The following is an 18,889-nucleotide window of genomic DNA, read 5'->3' on the forward strand; positions in this document are numbered from 1 at the left end:
GGTTTACCGCGGAAAGTATTTGAGCATGGCGCGCGGATTGGGAAAACTGCCCCGGATGTGAAACCGATTCCCAAAGGCAGCGGGCGGCTCTTTGACCGCCGGCAAAAGCCCGACCACTTGAAAGGCACCTCAGCCGGGACCCATGCGAAAGCCGCCCCGGCTGACCCGGAACGCGCATATATGGCCAAACTCTATTTCAACTATTCCTCCATGAATGCCGGCAAGTCGACGGTGCTGCTGCAGGCCGCGTATAACTACAAGGAGCGGGGCATGACCACGCTCCTGCTCATTGCCGCCTTTGACGAGCGGGCCGGAAAGGGGCGGATCGCATCGCGGATCGGGCTGGCAGCGGATGCGGATATCTTTGCCAGCAGCGACGATATTCTGGAACATGTGAAGCGTGCCCATGCGGCCCGGAGTGTGGACGCTGTTTTCGTGGACGAAGCCCAGTTTCTGACCGAGCGCCAGGTCTGGCAGCTGGCGGATGTGTCTGATCAGCTGCGCATTCCGGTCATGTGTTTCGGCCTGCGCACGGATTTTCAGGGGAAGCTCTTTCCCGGCAGCGCCGCCCTTCTGGCCATTGCCGACAATCTGAAGGAAATCAAGACGATCTGCTGGTGCGGCCGCAAGGCGACCATGGTTGCCCGCCTCGACAGCGACGGCCGGATCGTTGAAGAAGGCGATCAGGTCGTGATCGGTGGCAACGAAACCTATGTGTCCCTGTGCCGTCATCATTGGCGGCAGCGGCAGCTCGGGTAACCGCCAGCCTCCTTGGGCTCCCCCGCGGCCCCATGCGGCTTTCTCTTCAGAGCAAATCACGGGTCAGTGGATTTGCGTGCCGCTGCCTGACATCAGGTATTTCAACGCAAACAACAAGACGGTTCGAATCCCCAGAAACGCGGTGCGCTCCTGCCAACCGCCCGGTTCCAAACATGTCTTTGCCCCTTGAAGCGGCCCGCACACGCCCGTAAAAGGGGGCAAATGCAATGGGAGTGGGCGGCAATGCTCGGCAAGATGTTCAAGACGCTGTTCGGGGCGTCCTCAGACAGCGCGGCCAAGGCCGCCTCAAAGACAACCACGGTTGAGCATGACGGCTTCCGGATCATCGCCGAGCCCATGTCCTCCGGCGGCCAGTGGCAAGTTGCCGGCCGGATCGAAAAGGATGTGGACGGGGAGACCAAGAGCCACCGTTTCATCCGCGCAGATGTGATGCCTGGAGAAACAGATGCGGCCAATGAAATGATCCGCAAAGCCAAAATGATGATTGACCAGCAGGGCGATACCCTGTTCGATTGAACGAGGGCCGGAACGTCCGGCAAGGCGGACGGCCCCGACCCCGTCTGCATATCCTACGGCAGCCTGCCCGGCCGGGCCCATTCCACGCTTGAAAGCCGACATGAAACGAAACGTTGCTCTGAGCCTGCCCAATCTCCTGACTTATGGGCGCATCCTGGCGGTTCCCGCTGTTGCCGCCTGTTTTTACTTTGAGGGCGCAACCCCGCGCTGGATCGCGCTCGGCCTGTTTGTGATCGCCGCCATTACAGACTTCTTTGACGGCTATCTGGCCCGGGCATGGCAGCAGCAATCCGCCCTCGGGCGAATGCTGGACCCCATTGCAGACAAACTGCTCGTCTCCGTCTGCCTGCTCATGCTGGCTGCAGATGGCACCATCGGCAACTGGTCGCTGGTGGCCGCCATCATCATCCTGTGCCGGGAAATCCTCGTGTCGGGCCTGCGGGAGTTCCTGGCCGAACTGCAGGTCAGCGTGCCTGTGACCAAGCTTGCCAAATGGAAGACCACCGTACAGCTGATCGCCATTGCCTTTCTGCTGGCTGGTCCCGCCGGAGACACAGTCTTTGCCTATACAACCCTTACCGGCCTGATCGCGCTCTGGCTCGCCGCAACTTTGACCCTATATACGGGCTACGACTATTTCCGGGCCGGGATCGGCCATCTTATCACCGAATAGGCCCGGTCTGCGGCACCGGCCCCCGGTGTCCAGCCACGGCCATGGCCTGAAGGACGCTTATGATTATCCGCTATTTCGCCTGGGTTCGTGAACGGGTTGGCCTTGAGGAAGAGCAGCTTGACCTTCCCGCCAACCTTCAGACCGTTGCCGACCTGATTGCCCATCTCAAAGGCCTGGATGCCTCCCATGAAGCCGCCTTTGAAGACGAAGAGGCCATCCGCGTGGCGCTGGACCAGGAACATGTGGAGCTGGATGCCCCGCTCGGCAGCGCCCGCGAGATCGCGTTCTTTCCGCCCATGACCGGCGGCTGAGCCATGACGGCTGGGGCTCCCGCACACGCCGGCTCGATCACGCCGCTCGTCCGTGTTCAGGCACAGGATTTCAGCGCTGAGGACGAAGCCCGGCGACTGACCGCAGGACGCAAGGATGTGGGCGCTCTGGTGACATTCACTGGGCTCTGCCGGGATGAGGCCGGAACGCTGGAAGCGCTGGAACTGGAACATTATCCGGGCATGGCCGAAGCGGAACTGGAGCGCATCGCGCAAGAGGCGGCGACCCGCTGGCCGCTGACCGGCCTGACCGTGCTGCACCGCTATGGCCGGATTCCGCCGGGCGAAAACATTGTGCTCGTGATAGCGGCCTCCGCCCACCGCCGGGCCGCCTTTGAGGCGGCCAATTTCCTGATGGATTTCCTGAAGACCCGCGCCCCGTTCTGGAAAAAGGAACATCTGGCCGGCGACGGCACAAGCAACTGGGTTGAGGCCAAGCAAAGCGATGACAAGGACGCCGCGCGCTGGACGTGAGCAGCACCACCAAGTATACTCCTGATCGTTGATTGCACCCAAGAAATTTGTGCATTCCTCCCAACAGTTGGCTTGCCCTTCCGCCACCCTGAACTGGTTCCGGCCCCGTGAAACACGAATTGAATTCTTCCGATGCTGCCGCTGACGGACAGCAGACGGTGTCCCCGTCCCAGGCTTCTGCAGAACCTGAAGTGCTGCGCGATCCGGGCATCCCCTTTGCCGAGTTTGTTACCATTATCGCCATGATCATGGCCCTGAATGCCATGGCCATCGATGTGATGCTGCCCGCGCTTCCGGCCATTGGCGAAGCTTTGAACATTGTTGAAGAGAACAATCGTCAGCTTGTGCTCCTGTCCTATCTTGCCGGATTCGGCGGTGCCCAATTCTTCTTTGGCCCGGTGACCGATGCCTTTGGCCGCCGCAGGGTTCTGGTTGGCGGTTTGGCCCTTTACAGCTTGGCCAGTGTGGCGGCGATCTTCGCCAATGACCTGGGCACCCTGCTTGCCTCCCGCACCCTGCAAGGGGTCGGCTGCGCGGCAGCCCGGGTCGCGGTTCTGTCCGTGGTCCGGGACTGTTACACCGGCCGGCGCATGGGCAAGGTGATGTCGCTGGTGATGATGGTATTCATGGCGGTGCCCGTGGTGGCCCCCTCCATCGGACAGGCCGTTCTGCTGGTGGCCGGCTGGCACTGGATCTTCGCCCTTCTCCTGGCTTCGGGTGTCATCATGATGGTCTGGTCTGCGGTCCGGATGCCGGAGACCCTGGCTTCGGAAAAGCGCCGCCCCATGGTTCTGCCGGCCATTCTCAGCGCCTATGCCACCGCCCTCACCCTGCGCGTCAGCCTGGGCTATACGGTCGGAATGGCCTTCATTTTTGGGGGCCTGTTCTCGTTTCTGGCCATGTCCCAGCAGATCTTTGTCGAGATCTACGGCCTTGGCACCTTGTTCCCGCTGGTCTTCGCGGCCATCGCGATAACCATGGCCGTCTCGTCTTTTACCAATGCGCAGCTTGTGGAGGCCCTCGGTATGCGCCGCCTGTCCCACGGCGCGACAGTCGTCTACACAGCCCTCGGGTTTCTCCTGTGGCTGTGTGCAGCCCTCGGACTGGACACGTTCTGGGTGTTTCTTGTGCTCGTGACCCTGACCATGACCAGCTTCGGCTTCATCGGCGCCAATTTCAACGCCATGGCCATGGAACCTCTCGGCGAGATTGCCGGCACCGCCTCTTCCGTGATCGGCACGGTCAGCACCCTGGGCGGTGCTATTCTCGGCTATATTATGGGCCAGTTCTTCAACGGCACAACCCAGCCTCTCAGCCTTGCCTTTTGCCTTTACGGCCTGTGCGCTATGGGCTGTATCCTGTTTGCCGAACGGGGACGGATGTTCCACGCGCTCCATGAGGACCCTGCCCGGCAAGCCTGAAAGACAAAAGGCGGCGCCCCTGATGGGAACACCGCCTTTGACTGCGCGTCTTGCTTTGCTCTTTCGGGAAAACCAGCTTGAAGCTCAGCCAGCAGCCGCCTTGAGTTCAGGCGCATTCGGGCGCACTGCAGCGTCATAATCTTCCATCAAGGTCTTGATGATGTCGCCCACCTGGAAAGAGGTCCCGGCAATCTCGGAGACCGGCGTGACTTCCGCAGCCGTTCCGGTGACGAAACACTGTTCAAAACCGGGCAATTCATCCGGCAGGATGGTCCGCTCGACCACCTCGATTCCCCGGTCGCGGGCCAGAGCGATCACCGTGCGCCGGGTGATGCCATCCAGAAAACAGTCCGGCACCGGCGTGTGGATCTTGCCCTCCTTGACGAAGAACACATTCGCCCCGGTGCATTCCGCCACCTGCCCCCGCCAGTCCAGCATCAGCGCATCCGCGTAGCCCTTGGCCTCGGCCGCATGTTTGGAAATGGTGCAGATCATGTAAAGACCCGCCGCCTTGGCTTTGTAGGGAGCGGTCTTGGGATCCGGACGGCGGTACTCCGCCATGTCCAGCCGGATGCCCTTCAGGCGCTCTTCCGGCTTGAAATAGCTCGGCCATTCCCAGGCGGCGATGGCCAGATGAATGGTGTTGCTCTGGGCGGAAATGCCCATCATCTCACTACCGCGCCAGGCCACCGGGCGGATATAGGCATCGCTGAGTTGCATGCGCTGAAGGGTGTCTTCCTTGGCCGCGTTGATCTCATCCGCGCTCCAGGGGATCTCGAAGCCCAAGGTCCGTGCAGATTCCAGCAGACGCTCTGTATGGTCCTCAGATTTGAAAATCTGGCCGCCATAGGCCCGTTCGCCTTCAAACACGCTGCTTCCGTAATGCAGTCCGTGGCTCAGCACATGAAGCTTCGCATCCGACCAGGGCACAAACACCCCGTCGTACCAGATATCACCACTGAGCTGATCAAAAGGCGTTCCTGCCATGTTTCATCTCCCGCCCGCTCACTGAGCGCTTATTGTTTTCTTGCAACAGACGCAAATAACGCCAAAGGCTTGCGTCAGTTTTGCTGCCGTATCTTTTGCACAGCACGCCAACTATCGGTATCCTGATGGCCGCCGAAACGGTGAACGGATTCGTTTAGCATCAGATGCTTAAAAAAGCATCTTTGAGACCGATCATTTCGTTCGCGGCTGCTGACAAGTAACAATCGACCAGAATTAAGTCAATATGGCTGACGTAAATTTCAAACCGGCCCCGCAGGACACTGACAGCCCGCCGGCCAGCCCGGACCGGACCGGTGACTGCACAGCCCTGCCCCATGACCTGATCGAGCTGCTGTTCTTCGCCTACAAGGATTTTACCGGCGATCCGGATGAAGTTCTGGCCGGGTTCGAATTCGGCCGGGCCCATCACCGCGTGCTGCATTTTGTCAGCCGCAATCCGGGCATCATGGTCACCGATCTTCTGGCCATCCTGCGCATTACCAAGCAGAGCCTTGGCCGGGTTCTCAAACAGCTCGTCGATGAAGGCATGATCGAGCAGCGCGCAGGTCTCAATGACCGCCGTCAACGGCTCCTCTACACCACGGACCGGGGTTTTGAACTGGCGGAAAGCCTGATCCGCCTGCAGCAAAAACGCCTTGAACGTGCCCTAATTGGCTTGCCAGATGGCAGCGAGGAAATCGTGCGGCAATTCCTGCTGCAGATGATTGATCCGGATGCGCGCGCGGACATTCTGAAGCTTGTCAGAAGCCCGTTCCCGCTCAAGGATTGAGCGCCATTCTCCTGCGCAACTGGCTCCGGACCAGTACGCAAAGGGGGCTGCGCAATAAAATGGGCGAGCTTCTTTGTGCGGTTAAAATACCGCTTGAGGCTCAAGCAGATAAGGACGTACCGGCCACCATGAAAGACCCCGTGCCCGACGACAATGCCAACCATATTCTTCTGGTCGATGACGACAAGCGTATCCGGGACCTTCTGTCCCGTCTCCTGAAAGAAAACGGGTATCGGGTCTCCTCAGCGGCCAATGCCGCCGAAGCCCGGACCTGCCTCTCAGGCCTGGAATTCGACCTGATCATTCTGGATGTGATGATGCCTGGGGAAACCGGCCTGGAACTGGCTGCGGACCTGCGCCGGGACAATACGGTGCCGATCCTGATGCTCACCGCCCGGTCCGAGGCCAATGACAGGATCGCCGGGCTGGAGGCGGGCGTGGACGACTATCTACCCAAACCTTTCGAGCCGCGGGAGCTTCTCTTGCGGATTGCCGCGATCCTGCGGCGCGGAAATGCCCAGCCCTCGACGGCAACAGAGGAGATCCGCTTCGGCCCATTTTCCTTCAATGCCTCCCGGGGAGAACTCAAGAACGGCGATGATCCGGTTCGCTTGACCGACCGGGAAAAGCAGATTCTGTCCATCTTTGCCGAACAGCCTGGAGCCACCGTACCGCGCCACAAGATTGTCGGCGGCGACAGTGGTCTTGGCGAGCGGACGGTGGATGTGCAGATCAACCGGCTGAGGCGCAAGATCGAGGCCGACCCCGGCAACCCCATCTATCTTCAGACCGTCCGGGGCATCGGCTACCGGCTGGCCTGCGACTGACCCGCAGGATATGCTCAAACCACCTCCTCTTTTGCGCAAACTTGTCCGGTCCACACCCATCCGGTTACTGCTGCGCGCCTATCGTGCCCTGTCCCGGTTCATGTACCGGATCATGCCCAAGGGGCTCTATACCCGGACCTTCCTGATCATCGTTGCGCCCATCGTGATCCTGCAATCCGTGCTGGTCTTTGTCTTCATGGAGCGCCATTACCAGCTCGTCTCCCGGCGCATGTCGGAGGCGGTGGTGCGGGAGATTGCGGCCATCGTCTATGTTCTGGAGGCCTATCCCCAGGATCCGGACTACGCCAAGATCGAGCAGATGGCGTCCCGGGCCCTTGGCATGTCGACCACCATTCTGCCGCTGGAACCCCTGCCGCCACCTGCCCCGAAACCCTTTTTTGATGTCATCGACAAAGAACTCAGCCTCGCCATCAGCAAGAAGATCGGCAAACCCTTCTGGATCGACACGGTGGGACGCTCACGTTTTGTGGAGATCCGCATCCAGCTGAAGGATTCCATCCTAAGGGTGTTTACGCGGCGCAGTCAGACCTTTGCCTCCAACTCCCATATTTTCCTGGTCTGGATGTTTTCCACCTCCCTGGTCCTGCTGATCATTGCGCTTTTGTTCCTGCGCAACCAGATCCGGCCGATCATCCGCCTTGCCGATGCCGCAGAGGCCTTCGGCAAAGGCCGCACGGTGGACAATTTCCGGGCGACCGGCGCCCGGGAAGTGCGCCGCGCCAGCAGGGCCTTCATCGACATGCGCAGGCGCATCGAGCGCCAGATCGAACAGCGCACCACGATGCTGGCCGGGGTCAGCCATGATCTGCGCACCATCCTGACCCGCATGCGCCTGCAGCTTGCCTTCCTGTCAGACACACCGGAGCGGGACGCCATGCGCAAGGATGTGGACGAGATGAGCCACATGCTGGAGGACTATCTGGCCTTTGCCAGCGGGGATGCGGATGAAGACACACAAACCGCCGACATGGCCCTGCTTCTGGAAGAGCTGGAAGAGGAAGCGGAGATCTCGGGCCACAATGTCAGCACAAGGTTCGAAGGCACATCAGAGGCCGAGGTCAAGCGCCTGTCCATGAAACGCTGCCTGTCGAACCTTGTCACCAATGGCTGCAAATACGGCAACCGGGTCGAGGTTGACGGCCGGATCGAGCGCGGCTGGCTGACAGTCTGTGTGGATGATGACGGCCCCGGCATTCCGGAAGAGGAACGCGAGATTGCATTCCGGGCATTTCACCGGCTGGATCTGGCCCGCAATCAGAACGAGACCGGCAGCGGTCTCGGCCTTGCAATTGCAAGGGACATTGCCCGGGCCCATGGCGGCGATCTTTATCTGGAAGAAAGCCCCATGGGGGGCCTAAGGGCCCGGCTGCGGGTGCCGGCTTAGGCAAATCGCACTTCATCGGATTTGCCTTTCGCTGGCCGACACCGGAGATCACAGCGCAAAGTCAAACAAATTGACCCCACCGGAACGCGGTGCACTCCTGCAATCAGCCGCGTTCTGCATGCTCAGAAAAGCCGCCCGCCGATGGGCACATCCTTGTCTGGGGCCATCAGAACAACCTCCCCGTCCGCGTCCGGCACCCCAAGGGTCAACACCTCGGACATGAGCGGCCCGATCTGGCGCGGCGGGAAGTTCACGACGGCCATCACAAGCTTGCCAACTAGCGTTTCCGGTGTGTAGTGCTTTGTGATCTGGGCGGAGGTTTTCTTGATGCCGAGATCCGGGCCGAAGTCGATCCGCATCTTGTAGGCGGGTTTCCGCGCTTCGGGAAAAACCTCTGCTTCCACAATGCGTCCAACCCGGACATCCACTTTCATAAAATCGTCAAAACTGATCTGCTCGCTCACGGTCTGTCCTCTTTCTTTGAGCCAAACCATGCCCGGACCGTCTTTGAGGTGCAAGGGAGAACCCGGACCAAACCGTTCCGTGGAGATTGCATAGGCCAGGATCAAGCGAGTTTGGCCCAGCCCATCATACCAAGCTCAGTTGATCATGCCCCATTTGACCGCGTTTGGTATTACGCAGGGGCTTCTTCGCCATAGTCGGTGTCGGACGTTTCCTCCTGCCTGTGCCTGCGGCGGCGGCGGCCTGAAGATGCCCGCTTCAGGAACGAGCGCACCCCGCCGGCCAGCCTGTCCAACCCATTCAGGCGCCGCATGAAGGCGGAGCCCTTGTCCAGCTCCTTGTCCAGCTTTGCCATGGTGCGCGGCATGCCTTCATCCGCTTCGTCCAGCCAAACCTCGACGACCCTCGCAAAGGCAATGGCAAGCCCCTGGGAGGCCGCCGCCGCCTTCAGGCCGGACAGCTGCATGCCAGCAGCCATCAGCATCCATTTCTGGGAGCGCACTTCCAGGCGGTTGAACTCCAGCGACAGGGCTGGGTCCCGGCGCGCCGCCCGGTGCAGGGCCCGCACGGCGTCTTTGTGGCCAGCCAGCGCATCTATACGGGTCATCAACACATCAAACAGCCGGTCCCGGGGCGGCTGGTCGTCCATATCCTGATCAAAGTCTTCCAGAACCTTGGTGTCGATCAGATCCGTGAAGGCCATCACAAGGTCGAGCTTGGAGGCAAAGGCAGCACGCATGTCGGCCAGCTTGACCTGAGCCGTGTCAGCCACCAGCGGCAGCGACACGTCCTCATAGGGGTGGTCTTTGAGAAGATCCAGAAAGGTTTGAAAAATCTTCTGTTTGGTCTTTGCGGTTACCATGGGCTGCCTTCCTATGACTTTGTCCCTGAACATAGGAGACAAGACGGCGCGCGGAAAGGGTGACGCTGCGCCGCAGCCCGGCAAAGACTGTGCACTCCGGCGGCATTTTCCGTGCACATCATAAATTAGGCCACTCCCAGACGGCCAGAGAGGCCAGCCGGGAGGAACGCCAGTCAAAGAAGGACCTACTCCTCCGCTAGTTCCCGCGCCCGTTTCACGGCAGCAGCAACGGCTTGGGTCATGACCGGTTGAAGTCCGTCCGGATGCATCAGAACATCGAGCGCTGCGGCCGTTGTGCCATTCGGGCTGGTGACGTTCTGCCTGAGGATGGCCGGATTTTCTCCGGACTGATACATCAGTTCGCCCGCCCCACAAATTGTGGCAACCGCCAGCTCATGGGCAATCTCGCCAGGAAGCCCGGCGGCCTTGCCCGCCTCGCTCAAGGCTTCAGTGAGATAAAACACATAGGCCGGCCCGGACCCGCTGACACCGGTGACAAGATCAATCTGGTCTTCGCTGTCGAGCCAGACCACCTTGCCAACGGCCGACAGCAGTTTGGTTACGTCCTGCTTCTGCGCCTCAGAGACATTTTCCGTCGGGTAGACCGCCGTGATGCCACGCTTGACCATGGCAGGCGTGTTGGGCATGCACCGGCACACCGGAACGTCCCCAAAGGCCGACACAAAGGTGGACACAGGCGTTCCGGCTGCCACCGACATGACCAGCGTGTCCTCCAGCACCGCACTGGCCAGGCTAGGCAGCACCGCCTCCATCATCTGCGGTTTGACTGCCAACAGCAGCGTTCCTGCTTTCAGATCATCCGGGAGGGACGTCACATGGCGGACACCATGGGCTTTCAACAGCGTGTCCATCTCATCGGACAGGCCAGGATCACAGATGACGACGGCGGCCGGGTCAATCCCATCCGCCATCCATCCCGACAGCATCGCTCCTCCCATTTTGCCGGCTCCGACAAGAACAAAAGGACGGTCTTTGGAAAAACTCATGCTTCCCCTGCGGTTTCAAACAAGGCCGAATTCATAGCCTCTGTGGCGGAGTGACCCGCCCAGACGACGAACTGGAAGGCTTGATAGAAACGCTCGCAGTTTTCAAGTGCATTTGTCAGCATGGCTTCAATCTGGGCTGAAGACGCTTCCGCCCCCCCGCTCAAAAGCAGAGACTGGCGGAACATGATGACGTTCTCTTTGTGCCAGAGATCAAAATGCCCCATCCAGAGCTGTTCATTGATCAGGGCAAGAAGGCGCACGATTTCGGTCTTGCGCGGCTCCGTCACTTTCAGATCAAAAGCACAGGCCAGATGCAGCGCCTCGACATCTTCCATCCAGGAGAAGGAGACATGATAGTCGCACCAGCTTCCTCCGAGGGAGATGGTGATCTCGTCCTCGTCCGAGCGTTCGAAAGCCCAGTCGTTCAAGGCAGCTACGGTCTCTATGGTGTCGACGGGATTGCCAGGTCGCTCGAATTCGATCTCGATGAGGCTCATGATGCCTTCTCCCCTTTCGAGCCGGGGCCGAATACCCGATCAGGATAACCGGGTGGGCCGCCGGGATAAGTCCCATGCCGGAGGAGCAAAACGTCCTATGCTGGCTCTTCAAGGTCGCGAACCGGTTCCGTCTTGCTCCGACGAATCCCTGTTAACTTCGAGTATAGGATCAGGAATGTTTTAAGGGATACACATCACTTCGAACAAAAAAGCCAAAACTTGTGGACGACTCGGCCTGTTTTTTCAGCATTCAGCTTAAAAACTTTGCGTTTCCGCCGCGTTTGCCCGTCTTATTTCTGTCATCAACAATCAACAGTTTCCTGTCACACCGCCGTAACAGAACCAGTTTCAAGCCTCTCCGTCCGCAGCAGGAGCCCCCGCTTCCAGCTTTTCAAGCCTTGATTCGAGCTCTTCAATCCGGTCCAGAGCCCGCACGGCCATCTCCTTTACGGCCTCATGCTCTTCCCGGGACACCATGTCCATATCGGACAGGAAGCGTTCGGCCTGCGCCCGGAAGGCGGTTTCCACTTCGCGCCGGGCGCCCTGTGCCACACCGGCGGCATCGGTCATCAGCTTGGCGAAATCATCAAGAAGGCGGTTCGGGCCCTGGGTCATGCAACCCTCCTGTGCGCAAAAGGTTTGTGTTGTGTCAGAGGTATGGGGGAATGGCCGCAACTTCAAGAGCCAATTCCGCCGCAGGCACCGAAGGTCCGCACGCCTGACCCGCGCCGCGCTTGACGGACGCAGCAAGATGGCGCAAGCGTTGCGCCGACCGTTTCCGGCCAGGCTGATCAAGCGGGCCGATTGCAAAGGACCTGCCGTGCCGACTGTTTTTGTTCTGCCCTATCCGGCCATTGATCCCGTCCTCATCGAATTCGGGCCTTTTGCGCTGCGTTGGTATGCGCTGGCCTATATCGCCGGCATCCTGCTGGCCTGGCGCTACATGCGCGCCCTGGTGCTGAACGACAGGCTTTGGGCCGGCGTCAAACGGCCGACCCCGCTCGATCTCGACGACTTTGTTCTGTGGGGAACGCTTGGCATTATCCTGGGTGGGCGGATCGGCTATGTCTTGTTTTACAATCCCGCCTATTACCTGGCCAATCCGCTGGAAGCCTTCGCGGTCTGGAGCGGCGGCATGTCCTTCCATGGCGGTTTTACCGGAACAGTGATTGCCATGCTGCTGTTTGCCTGGCGGCGGGGCTTGTCGGTCTGGACCCTGTTTGACCTGGCCGGCTGCGCTGCCCCCATCGGGCTTTTTTTCGGCCGTATCGCCAACTTCATCAATGGTGAGCTATGGGGCCGCCCGGCCGATGTGCCCTGGGCCATGGTGTTTCCGGGCGCCGGACCGGATCCCCGCCACCCCAGCCAGCTCTATGAGGCCGCTCTTGAAGGGGTTTTTCTGTTTCTGGTGCTGCGCCTTTTGAGCGCCCGGTTTAAATTGCTGCAAAAGCCGGGGTTCATGGCCGGAGCCTTTGCCTGCGGCTATGGAATTGGCCGGTCGGTTGCCGAGCTCTACCGGGTCCCGGACGCCCAGATCGGCTATCTGGCCGGTTTTCTCACCATGGGCATGCTCCTGTCCCTGCCAATGATTCTGGCCGGTCTGGCCGCCATGATCTGGGCCGCCCGCAAGCCTTCCGGGGACCGCACCTCTTGACCGCCCTTGGCGACAGGATCAAGACCCAGATCCGGGCGGATGGACCCATGTCCGTTGCCCGGTTCATGGCGCTCTGCCTGGGAGATCCCAGGTCCGGCTATTACACGGCACGTGAGCCGTTCGGCCGGGCAGGCGATTTCATCACTGCCCCGGAGGTGAGCCAGATGTTTGGCGAGCTGGTCGGCGCAGCCTGCCTGTCCGCCTATGCCAGCATGGGAACCCCGGACACGGTGCGTCTGGTGGAACTGGGCCCGGGCCGGGGCACGCTGATGGCGGACCTCCTGCGGGTCGCAAAGCTCCGGCCGGGCTTTTTGAATGCCGCAACGCTTCACCTTGTGGAAACCAGCCCGCGCCTGCGCGCGCAGCAGCACACGGCACTGGCCAGCGCCCCCCTGCGCCCCGAATTTCATGACACTCTCGACACGCTTCCCGGCGGGCCGGTCCTGCTGGTGGCCAATGAATTTTTCGATGCCCTGCCGATCCATCAGTTCCTCAGGACACAAGACGGCTGGCACGAACGGGTGATCGGCCTCTCCGCCGATGGAGACCTGGCCTTTGGCACCGGCCCGGCCCGTCTTGCCGATGAGCAGATCCCGGCGGCGGCCGCAGACAGTCCGCAAGGCACCATCCTGGAAACCCAGCCGGCGGCCAACGCGATTGCCCAGTCCCTGGGCCAACGGCTGGCCGACCAGGGCGGCGCCGCGCTGATCATCGATTATGGCTATGTGAAAACCGCACCGGGCGACACATTGCAGGCCCTTTTCCGCCATGCTTTTGATGACATTCTTGCCCATCCTGGGGAGGCTGATCTGACGGCCCATGTGAATTTCGAAGGCTTGGCGCAAGCAGCTGAGTGCGGAGGCGCGACGGCGCACCCGCCGCTGACCCAAGCCGATTTTCTGCTGCGCTCCGGGCTTCTGGAACGGGCCGGGCAGCTTGGCGCCGGAAAGTCCCACCAGGAACAGGAGGCCATCCGCGATGCTGTGGAACGCCTTGCCGCCCCCGATCAGATGGGAGAGCTTTTCAAGGTGCTGGCCATCAGTGGCGGGCCTGAGGCTTTCCCTCCGTTTGACAGCACCCCATGATGCCTTCAAGGATCTCAGCCAAGAGACCCGATTCCCCCAAGCCCGCAGCCTGTCGGGGCTTCACTCAGGACCGGTTGACATGATCGAAGCAGAAGGATTGAAACTGGACGGCCTCCGGCACGGCTTCTTTACCCGGGAAGGCGGCGTGTCAGGCGGGATCTACAAAAGCCTGAACATCGGCCTGGGCTCGGGTGACCAGCGCACCAAGGTCCTTGAGAACCGGAGCCGGGTTGCCGGCGCCCTTGGCGTGACCGCCGACTGTCTCGTCTCCCCCCACCAGATCCACTCACCCGATGTCATCATTGTGGAACGGCCCTGGCAAGACGGGGATGACCGGCAGGCGGATGCCCTGGTCACGAACACGCCGGGGCTGGCCATCGGCGTTGCGACGGCTGATTGCGGCCCGGTCCTGTTCGCCGACCCGGAAGCCAGGGTCATCGGCGCCGCCCATTCGGGCTGGAAGGGTGCGATTTCAGGGGTTCTGCAAAATACGGTTGCTGCCATGACCAGCCTTGGCGCGACCCCGCAAAACATCATCGCGGTTCTGGGACCGACCATCTCGCAATCCGCCTATGAAGTTGGCCCGGAGTTCCACATCCGCTTTCTGGAAGTGTTCGAGGGCCATGGGCGCTACTTCAAGCCGTCCGGGCGGGACGGCCATTTCCTGTTCGATCTGCCGGCTTTCATCACCGGCTGTCTGCACGACCTTGACCTTGCCAGCGTCGAGAACCTGAACCTGTGCACCTATGCTCACGAAACCAGGTTCTTTTCCTACCGGCGCACAACCCACCGCAAGGAACCGGACTATGGCCGCCAGATCAGCGCCATCAGCCTGGAAACCGCCCCTTGAACACTGCCCCTTTTCCCATCCGTGAGGACACCCATGGCCCTGCATTTTTCCGATGCCGAATTCGAGACCCGCTTTGACCGGCTGAAAGCCGCCATGGACGCGGAAAAACTGGATGCGATGCTGCTGTTCGCCCAGGAAAGCATGTACTGGCTGACCGGCTACGACACGTTCGGTTTCTGCTTTTTCCAATGCCTTGTGGTCACACGGGACGGGCGCAAAGTGCTGCTGACCCGGTCCGCCGACCAGCGGCAGGCCCGGCACACCTCCAACATCTCCGACATCCGCATCTGGATCGACCGGGGCGCCGCCAGCCCCGTCGGCCAGCTCAAGGATATGCTGTTCGACATGGACCTGCTCGGCAGCCGGATTGGCATCGAATATGACACCCATGGCATGACGGGAAAAACGGCGCTCCAGCTCAATGCCGAACTCACCAGCTTTGCCGATATCGGCGATGCCTCGCAGCTGATCCCGGACCTGCGGGCCATCAAGAGCGCCGAGGAGATCACCTATGTGCGCAGGGCGGCAGACCTGGCGGATCAGGCCTACCACGCCGCCATGGACGAAATCCGTCCCGGTGCAGATGAAGGCCGGATTCTGGCCGCCATGCAGGGCGCGATTTTCGAAGGCGGCGGCGATTATCCCGGCAATGAATTCATAATCGGCTCCGGCCATGACGCCCTGCTGTGCCGCTACAAGGCAGGACGGCGGATCCTGTCCGCGCAGGACCAGATCACCCTGGAATGGGCCGGCAGCTACCGGCACTATCACGCTGCGGTAATGCGCACCGTTGTCGTCGGCACCCCGACCGACCGGCACCAGGAAATGTATGTTGCGGCCCGCGAAGCCCTGGCGGCTGTTGAAACCCAGCTTGTACCGGGCAAGACCTTCGGCGACATTTTCGATGCCCATGCGGAGCGCGTGGATGCCCACGGCCTGATGCAGCACCGGCTGAATGCCTGCGGCTATTCGCTCGGAGCGCGGTTTACCCCGAGCTGGATGGACGCGCCGATGGCCTACCGCGCCAATCCGGCCGAGGTGAAACCCAATATGGTCATCTTCATGCATATGATCTTGATGGATTCGACCACTGACACCGCCATGACGCTCGGTCAGACCTACCTGACCGGTGATGGCGCCCCGGAATGCCTGTCAAAGCTGCCTCTCGACCTGCCGGTCAAGTCAGGCTAAACCAAGATCACTTCTGCGCTCCGACGGCCTGATTTCGCAAGGCTGACGGGGACGCGGCCGACCAGATACCGACGAAGAGAGCCCGATCCTTTCATGCTCGCATACACCAGCAAGACATTTTTTCCGGTCCTGCGCCCTTTGGCAGGCCTTGTTCTTCTCGGGGCTCTTGCCGCCTGTCAGTCCTCCCCCCAGCCGCCCGCACCCGTGTCCGGGCAGGTGTCCACCCCGTCCATTGCCGCGCCCCAGACCGCGGAAGACGGAGTGACCTTTGCATTTGAACCCTTTACCGGGGCGCCCGGCAATATCGCCGACCAATTGTCCGAAATGATCGGACGTGAAGCCCGTTCCAGGAACATCCAGCTGGTCCGCCGGGTTGGTGCCACGGCCACCTACCGGGTCAACGGCTATCTGGCGGCCACCGGGCAGCCTTCAAACGGCACCCTTTTCTATGTCTTTGATGTTGTTGACGCCAATGGCCGCCGCGTGAAACGAATCTCCGGCACCGAAGAGACAGGCGGCGCGTCCGGCGATCCCTGGCAAGCGGTCGGCAACGGCACCTTGTCCCGCATTGCCGCACGCTCCTTGATTGAATTGGAGGCTTGGCTCAACCGTCAATGATATATTTGCCGGTTAAATACCGGCCCGCGTCATGAAAATTCAAAAAAACAGCCGCACAGAGCCTATCTCCTGTTGTGGTCCGGTTGCTTGATTGTTACAACGCCGCCGCCTGCTGGGGGTTGCACGCGACTCTCCGCTTCCGGCACTCGACACGACCTAGGCCTTTTCCGCGTGTTTGCAGCGCCTCTTGCCTGCACACCGGCGTCGCACCAGAAGGGACTTGCGGCTCATGAAGATCGTCGCGGGCAATTCCAACCGAGCCCTGGCTGAGGAAATTTCCAATTATCTGGATGTTCCACTGGCCAAATGCCAGGTCCGGCGGTTCGCCGACCAGGAAATCTTCGTAGAGATTCAGGAGAACGTGCGCGGCGAAGATGTTTTCGTTGTGCAGCCGACCAGCTATCCGGCAAACGACCACCTGATGGAACTGCTGATCATAATCGACGCGTTGCGGCGGTCTTCCGCCCGCCGCATCACGGCCGTCATCCCCTATTTCGGCTATGCCCGCCAAGACCGGCGTGCCTCCGGCCGGACCCCGATTTCCGCCAAACTGGTAGCCAATCTGATCACCGAGGCCGGAGCCGACCGAATCCTGACGCTCGACCTTCATGCCGGTCAGATTCAGGGTTTTTTCGACATTCCGACGGACAATCTGTTCGCCGCCCCGGTCATGACCCGCGACATCAAGGAACGCTATGCGACCGACAATGTGATGGTTGTCTCCCCGGATGTGGGCGGTGTGGTTCGGGCAAGGGCCCTGGCCAAGCGGATCGACGCCCCCCTCTCCATTGTCGACAAACGCCGTGACAAGCCTGGAGAATCGGAAGTCATGAACATCATCGGGGATGTGAACGGCTTCGACTGTATTCTGGTTGATGACATTGTCGACAGCGGCGGCACTCTCTGCAATGCCGCCGAGGCGCTGCTGGCTAAAGGCGCTGAATCGGTGACAGCCTATATCACCCACGGCGTTCTGTCCGGCGGGGCCGTGGCCCGGGTCACCTCTTCCAAGCTGAAGGAACTCGTGATCACGAATTCCATCGAGCCGACCGCAGCAATCACCGCCGCAACCAACATCCGCGCAATTTCCATCGCCCCGCTGATGGGCGAGGCGATCAACCGCACAGCTCTGGAAAAATCGGTTTCGAGCCTGTTCAACTGATCCTGGCATGGTCTCATGGAAACGCCGGAGCTTCCGGCGTTTCCAGATCCCTTGCAGCGCGGCGCACAGCTCTTGCCCGCCGGTTCCTGGACAACTCCTGTCCAGATTTTTCCCAATTGTTCAAAAAACCGCACCCGAGACCCCATGCCCATCTTGTGGGCATGCGTATTATGTGATCAAATTTTGATGCATAACTTGTTCCAGGGGACTCAGATGCTCAATTCAAAACCGTTTTCCGGGCTCCGCAGGGCCCTGCTGTCGGCCGCACTGGCTGTCACAGTCACCACAGGCCTGTCGCTGACACCGGCCACCGCAGAGCCGCTCAAGGTCGCAGCCATCTACACCGTTCCGGTCGAACAGCAATGGGTCAGCCGGATCGACAAGGCGCTCAAAACCGCCCAGGAGCGCGGCGACATCACCTACACCTTCTCTGAAAATGTCGCCAATACCGACTATGAACGGGTGATGCGCGAATATGCCGAACAGGGCATGGACCTGATTGTCGGCGAAGCCTTTGCCGTGGAGCGCGCGGCCCGCAAGGTGGCCGCCGAATATCCTGACACCGCTTTCCTGATGGGCTCATCATTCGGACCGGCCAAGCCGAATTTTTCCGTCTTTGACAACTGGATTCACGAGCCGAGCTATCTCTCCGGCATGATTGCCGGGGCCAGCACCAAGTCCAATGTGATCGGCATGGTCGGCGGCTACGCGATCCCGGAAGTCAACCGGCTGATGAATGCGTTCATGGACGGGGCCACCGCCGTCAATCCGGATGTGAAGTTCCTCGTGACCTTCATCAACTCCTGGTACGACCCGCCCAAGGCCAAGGAAGCCGCCTTTGCCATGATCGACAAGGGCGCCGACATTCTCTACGCGGAACGGTTCGGCGTCTCTGATGCGGCCAAGGAAAAAGGCATTCTGGCCATCGGCAACGTCATCGACACCTCCGCCGACTATCCAGGCACCATCCTGTCCTCCGCATTGTGGCACATGGAGCCGACCATTGACCGGGCCATAGCCGCCGTTCAGGACAAGTCCTTCGAACCGGCCGATTTCGGTCCTTTCAGCTTCATGTCCTATGGCGGCGGCAGCTTTGTTGTCGATGAGACCCTGGCTCCGGCAGACGCGGTGTCCGCAGCGAAGACCAAGGAGCAGGAAATCCTGGATGGCCTTTTCCGCGTCAACGTGAATGACAGCGAACCGAAGTCGACCATGTAAATTCGGGCCCGGCCCGGCACTCCGGCGGCTGACCCTCTCAGCCGCCGGACCGTTTTTTTCCGCCGCCTCAAGCGGCGCTCC

Annotated in this window: 22 protein-coding genes; 16 read left to right on the forward strand and 6 right to left on the reverse strand. The window is 60.7% G+C overall.

All coding sequences use genetic code 11. The features are described 5' to 3' along the window. The first annotated feature begins 180 nt into the window (after nt 1-180). The 6 genes from ACXAIC_RS06265 to ACXAIC_RS06290 all read left to right on the forward strand — a co-directional run bounded on the left by ACXAIC_RS06265 (nt 181) and on the right by ACXAIC_RS06290 (nt 4,193). Nucleotides 181-759 carry a thymidine kinase gene (locus ACXAIC_RS06265; protein ID WP_475174999.1) on the forward strand — a complete coding sequence of 193 codons (579 nt, stop codon included), beginning with the start codon at nt 181-183 and terminating at the stop codon, nt 757-759. A gap of 243 nt (nt 760-1,002) precedes the next feature. Next, nucleotides 1,003-1,296 carry an HlyU family transcriptional regulator gene (locus ACXAIC_RS06270; protein WP_475174795.1) on the forward strand — a complete coding sequence of 98 codons (294 nt, stop codon included), beginning with the start codon at nt 1,003-1,005 and terminating at the stop codon, nt 1,294-1,296. Between the two features lie 100 nt (nt 1,297-1,396). Then, nucleotides 1,397-1,969 carry a CDP-diacylglycerol--glycerol-3-phosphate 3-phosphatidyltransferase gene (gene pgsA, locus ACXAIC_RS06275; RefSeq protein WP_475174798.1) on the forward strand — a complete coding sequence of 191 codons (573 nt, stop codon included), beginning with the start codon at nt 1,397-1,399 and terminating at the stop codon, nt 1,967-1,969. Nucleotides 1,970-2,028: 59 nt separating this feature from the next. Then, complete coding sequence (gene moaD, locus ACXAIC_RS06280; protein WP_475174799.1) at nt 2,029-2,280, forward strand: molybdopterin converting factor subunit 1; 252 nt, start codon at nt 2,029-2,031, stop codon at nt 2,278-2,280. A 3-nt stretch (nt 2,281-2,283) separates the two neighbouring features. Further along, nucleotides 2,284-2,772, forward strand: coding sequence for a molybdenum cofactor biosynthesis protein MoaE (locus ACXAIC_RS06285; protein ID WP_475174801.1), 489 nt, complete (start codon nt 2,284-2,286; stop codon nt 2,770-2,772). Nucleotides 2,773-2,879: 107 nt separating this feature from the next. Then, a complete protein-coding gene (locus tag ACXAIC_RS06290) occupies nt 2,880-4,193 on the forward strand; it encodes a multidrug effflux MFS transporter (RefSeq protein ID WP_475174802.1) in 1,314 nt (437 codons plus the stop codon). 84 nt (nt 4,194-4,277) lie between these two features. On the opposite strand, the gene ACXAIC_RS06295 is transcribed toward ACXAIC_RS06290, so the two are convergent. Next, on the reverse strand, nt 4,278-5,180 hold the full coding sequence (locus ACXAIC_RS06295; protein WP_475174804.1) for a branched-chain amino acid aminotransferase: 903 nt from the start codon (nt 5,178-5,180) through the stop codon (nt 4,278-4,280). A gap of 244 nt (nt 5,181-5,424) precedes the next feature. Here ACXAIC_RS06295 and ACXAIC_RS06300 point away from each other — a divergent pair, with 244 nt between their 5' ends. The 3 genes from ACXAIC_RS06300 to ACXAIC_RS06310 all read left to right on the forward strand — a co-directional run bounded on the left by ACXAIC_RS06300 (nt 5,425) and on the right by ACXAIC_RS06310 (nt 8,202). Continuing rightward, complete coding sequence (locus tag ACXAIC_RS06300) at nt 5,425-5,970, forward strand: MarR family winged helix-turn-helix transcriptional regulator (RefSeq protein WP_475174806.1); 546 nt, start codon at nt 5,425-5,427, stop codon at nt 5,968-5,970. A gap of 128 nt (nt 5,971-6,098) precedes the next feature. Continuing rightward, nucleotides 6,099-6,797 (forward strand): response regulator, encoded by a 699-nt coding sequence (locus tag ACXAIC_RS06305; RefSeq protein WP_475174809.1) that lies wholly within the window; start codon nt 6,099-6,101, stop codon nt 6,795-6,797. 100 nt (nt 6,798-6,897) lie between these two features. Further along, nucleotides 6,898-8,202 (forward strand): ATP-binding protein, encoded by a 1,305-nt coding sequence (locus ACXAIC_RS06310; protein WP_475175002.1) that lies wholly within the window; start codon nt 6,898-6,900, stop codon nt 8,200-8,202. A gap of 122 nt (nt 8,203-8,324) precedes the next feature. Here ACXAIC_RS06310 and ACXAIC_RS06315 read toward each other — a convergent pair whose 3' ends face one another. From ACXAIC_RS06315 to ACXAIC_RS06335, 5 genes are all read right to left on the reverse strand, one after another. Then, the gene (locus ACXAIC_RS06315; protein WP_475174811.1) at nt 8,325-8,696 is read right to left on the reverse strand and encodes a tRNA-binding protein; all 372 of its coding nucleotides are present in this window, start codon (nt 8,694-8,696) and stop codon (nt 8,325-8,327) included. Nucleotides 8,697-8,836: 140 nt separating this feature from the next. After that, the gene (locus tag ACXAIC_RS06320; protein ID WP_475174812.1) at nt 8,837-9,526 is read right to left on the reverse strand and encodes a TetR/AcrR family transcriptional regulator; all 690 of its coding nucleotides are present in this window, start codon (nt 9,524-9,526) and stop codon (nt 8,837-8,839) included. Between the two features lie 185 nt (nt 9,527-9,711). Beyond that, complete coding sequence (gene proC / locus ACXAIC_RS06325; RefSeq protein ID WP_475174815.1) at nt 9,712-10,533, reverse strand: pyrroline-5-carboxylate reductase; 822 nt, start codon at nt 10,531-10,533, stop codon at nt 9,712-9,714. Then, on the reverse strand, nt 10,530-11,030 hold the full coding sequence (locus ACXAIC_RS06330; protein ID WP_475174817.1) for a type III secretion system chaperone family protein: 501 nt from the start codon (nt 11,028-11,030) through the stop codon (nt 10,530-10,532). The genes proC and ACXAIC_RS06330 overlap by 4 nt, the downstream gene beginning before the upstream one ends. Before the next feature lie 348 nt (nt 11,031-11,378). Further along, nucleotides 11,379-11,645, reverse strand: coding sequence for an accessory factor UbiK family protein (locus ACXAIC_RS06335; protein WP_475174820.1), 267 nt, complete (start codon nt 11,643-11,645; stop codon nt 11,379-11,381). Between the two features lie 205 nt (nt 11,646-11,850). On the opposite strand from ACXAIC_RS06335, the gene lgt reads away from it, so the two are divergent. The 7 genes from lgt to ACXAIC_RS06370 all read left to right on the forward strand — a co-directional run bounded on the left by lgt (nt 11,851) and on the right by ACXAIC_RS06370 (nt 18,808). Continuing rightward, nucleotides 11,851-12,684, forward strand: a complete 834-nt coding sequence (gene lgt / locus ACXAIC_RS06340) for a prolipoprotein diacylglyceryl transferase (RefSeq protein ID WP_475174821.1) — start codon at nt 11,851-11,853, stop codon at nt 12,682-12,684. Beyond that, nucleotides 12,681-13,769, forward strand: a complete 1,089-nt coding sequence (locus tag ACXAIC_RS06345; protein ID WP_475174823.1) for a class I SAM-dependent methyltransferase — start codon at nt 12,681-12,683, stop codon at nt 13,767-13,769. Before lgt ends, ACXAIC_RS06345 begins: the two co-directional genes overlap by 4 nt. Nucleotides 13,770-13,848: 79 nt before the next feature. After that, the gene (gene pgeF, locus ACXAIC_RS06350) at nt 13,849-14,619 is read left to right on the forward strand and encodes a peptidoglycan editing factor PgeF (RefSeq protein ID WP_475174826.1); all 771 of its coding nucleotides are present in this window, start codon (nt 13,849-13,851) and stop codon (nt 14,617-14,619) included. Between the two features lie 33 nt (nt 14,620-14,652). Further along, on the forward strand, nt 14,653-15,810 hold the full coding sequence (locus ACXAIC_RS06355; protein WP_475174827.1) for a M24 family metallopeptidase: 1,158 nt from the start codon (nt 14,653-14,655) through the stop codon (nt 15,808-15,810). 93 nt (nt 15,811-15,903) lie between these two features. Continuing rightward, complete coding sequence (locus ACXAIC_RS06360) at nt 15,904-16,428, forward strand: hypothetical protein (protein WP_475174828.1); 525 nt, start codon at nt 15,904-15,906, stop codon at nt 16,426-16,428. Nucleotides 16,429-16,657: 229 nt separating this feature from the next. Next, nucleotides 16,658-17,590, forward strand: a complete 933-nt coding sequence (locus ACXAIC_RS06365; protein WP_475174830.1) for a ribose-phosphate pyrophosphokinase — start codon at nt 16,658-16,660, stop codon at nt 17,588-17,590. Between the two features lie 213 nt (nt 17,591-17,803). Further along, nucleotides 17,804-18,808: a BMP family protein gene (locus tag ACXAIC_RS06370; protein WP_475174832.1), complete on the forward strand. Its 1,005-nt coding sequence runs from the start codon at nt 17,804-17,806 to the stop codon at nt 18,806-18,808. The last annotated feature ends 81 nt before the right edge of the window (nt 18,809-18,889 follow it).

The sequence above is a fragment of the Roseibium sp. AWQ4_254 genome, from assembly GCF_056161025.1.

Coding starts and splice junctions, on each gene's coding strand:
- ACXAIC_RS06265 (WP_475174999.1), top strand. CDS start 181: ATGGCCAAACTCTATTTCAACTATTCCTCCATGAATGCCGGCAAGTCG.
- ACXAIC_RS06270 (WP_475174795.1), top strand. CDS start 1,003: ATGCTCGGCAAGATGTTCAAGACGCTGTTCGGGGCGTCCTCAGACAGC.
- pgsA (WP_475174798.1), top strand. CDS start 1,397: ATGAAACGAAACGTTGCTCTGAGCCTGCCCAATCTCCTGACTTATGGG.
- moaD (WP_475174799.1), top strand. CDS start 2,029: ATGATTATCCGCTATTTCGCCTGGGTTCGTGAACGGGTTGGCCTTGAG.
- ACXAIC_RS06285 (WP_475174801.1), top strand. CDS start 2,284: ATGACGGCTGGGGCTCCCGCACACGCCGGCTCGATCACGCCGCTCGTC.
- ACXAIC_RS06295 (WP_475174804.1), bottom strand. CDS start 5,180: ATGGCAGGAACGCCTTTTGATCAGCTCAGTGGTGATATCTGGTACGAC.
- ACXAIC_RS06300 (WP_475174806.1), top strand. CDS start 5,425: ATGGCTGACGTAAATTTCAAACCGGCCCCGCAGGACACTGACAGCCCG.
- ACXAIC_RS06305 (WP_475174809.1), top strand. CDS start 6,099: ATGAAAGACCCCGTGCCCGACGACAATGCCAACCATATTCTTCTGGTC.
- ACXAIC_RS06310 (WP_475175002.1), top strand. CDS start 6,898: ATGTACCGGATCATGCCCAAGGGGCTCTATACCCGGACCTTCCTGATC.
- ACXAIC_RS06315 (WP_475174811.1), bottom strand. CDS start 8,696: ATGGTTTGGCTCAAAGAAAGAGGACAGACCGTGAGCGAGCAGATCAGT.
- ACXAIC_RS06320 (WP_475174812.1), bottom strand. CDS start 9,526: ATGGTAACCGCAAAGACCAAACAGAAGATTTTTCAAACCTTTCTGGAT.
- proC (WP_475174815.1), bottom strand. CDS start 10,533: ATGAGTTTTTCCAAAGACCGTCCTTTTGTTCTTGTCGGAGCCGGCAAA.
- ACXAIC_RS06330 (WP_475174817.1), bottom strand. CDS start 11,030: ATGAGCCTCATCGAGATCGAATTCGAGCGACCTGGCAATCCCGTCGAC.
- ACXAIC_RS06335 (WP_475174820.1), bottom strand. CDS start 11,645: ATGACCCAGGGCCCGAACCGCCTTCTTGATGATTTCGCCAAGCTGATG.
- pgeF (WP_475174826.1), top strand. CDS start 13,849: ATGATCGAAGCAGAAGGATTGAAACTGGACGGCCTCCGGCACGGCTTC.
- ACXAIC_RS06355 (WP_475174827.1), top strand. CDS start 14,653: ATGGCCCTGCATTTTTCCGATGCCGAATTCGAGACCCGCTTTGACCGG.
- ACXAIC_RS06360 (WP_475174828.1), top strand. CDS start 15,904: ATGCTCGCATACACCAGCAAGACATTTTTTCCGGTCCTGCGCCCTTTG.
- ACXAIC_RS06365 (WP_475174830.1), top strand. CDS start 16,658: ATGAAGATCGTCGCGGGCAATTCCAACCGAGCCCTGGCTGAGGAAATT.
- ACXAIC_RS06370 (WP_475174832.1), top strand. CDS start 17,804: ATGCTCAATTCAAAACCGTTTTCCGGGCTCCGCAGGGCCCTGCTGTCG.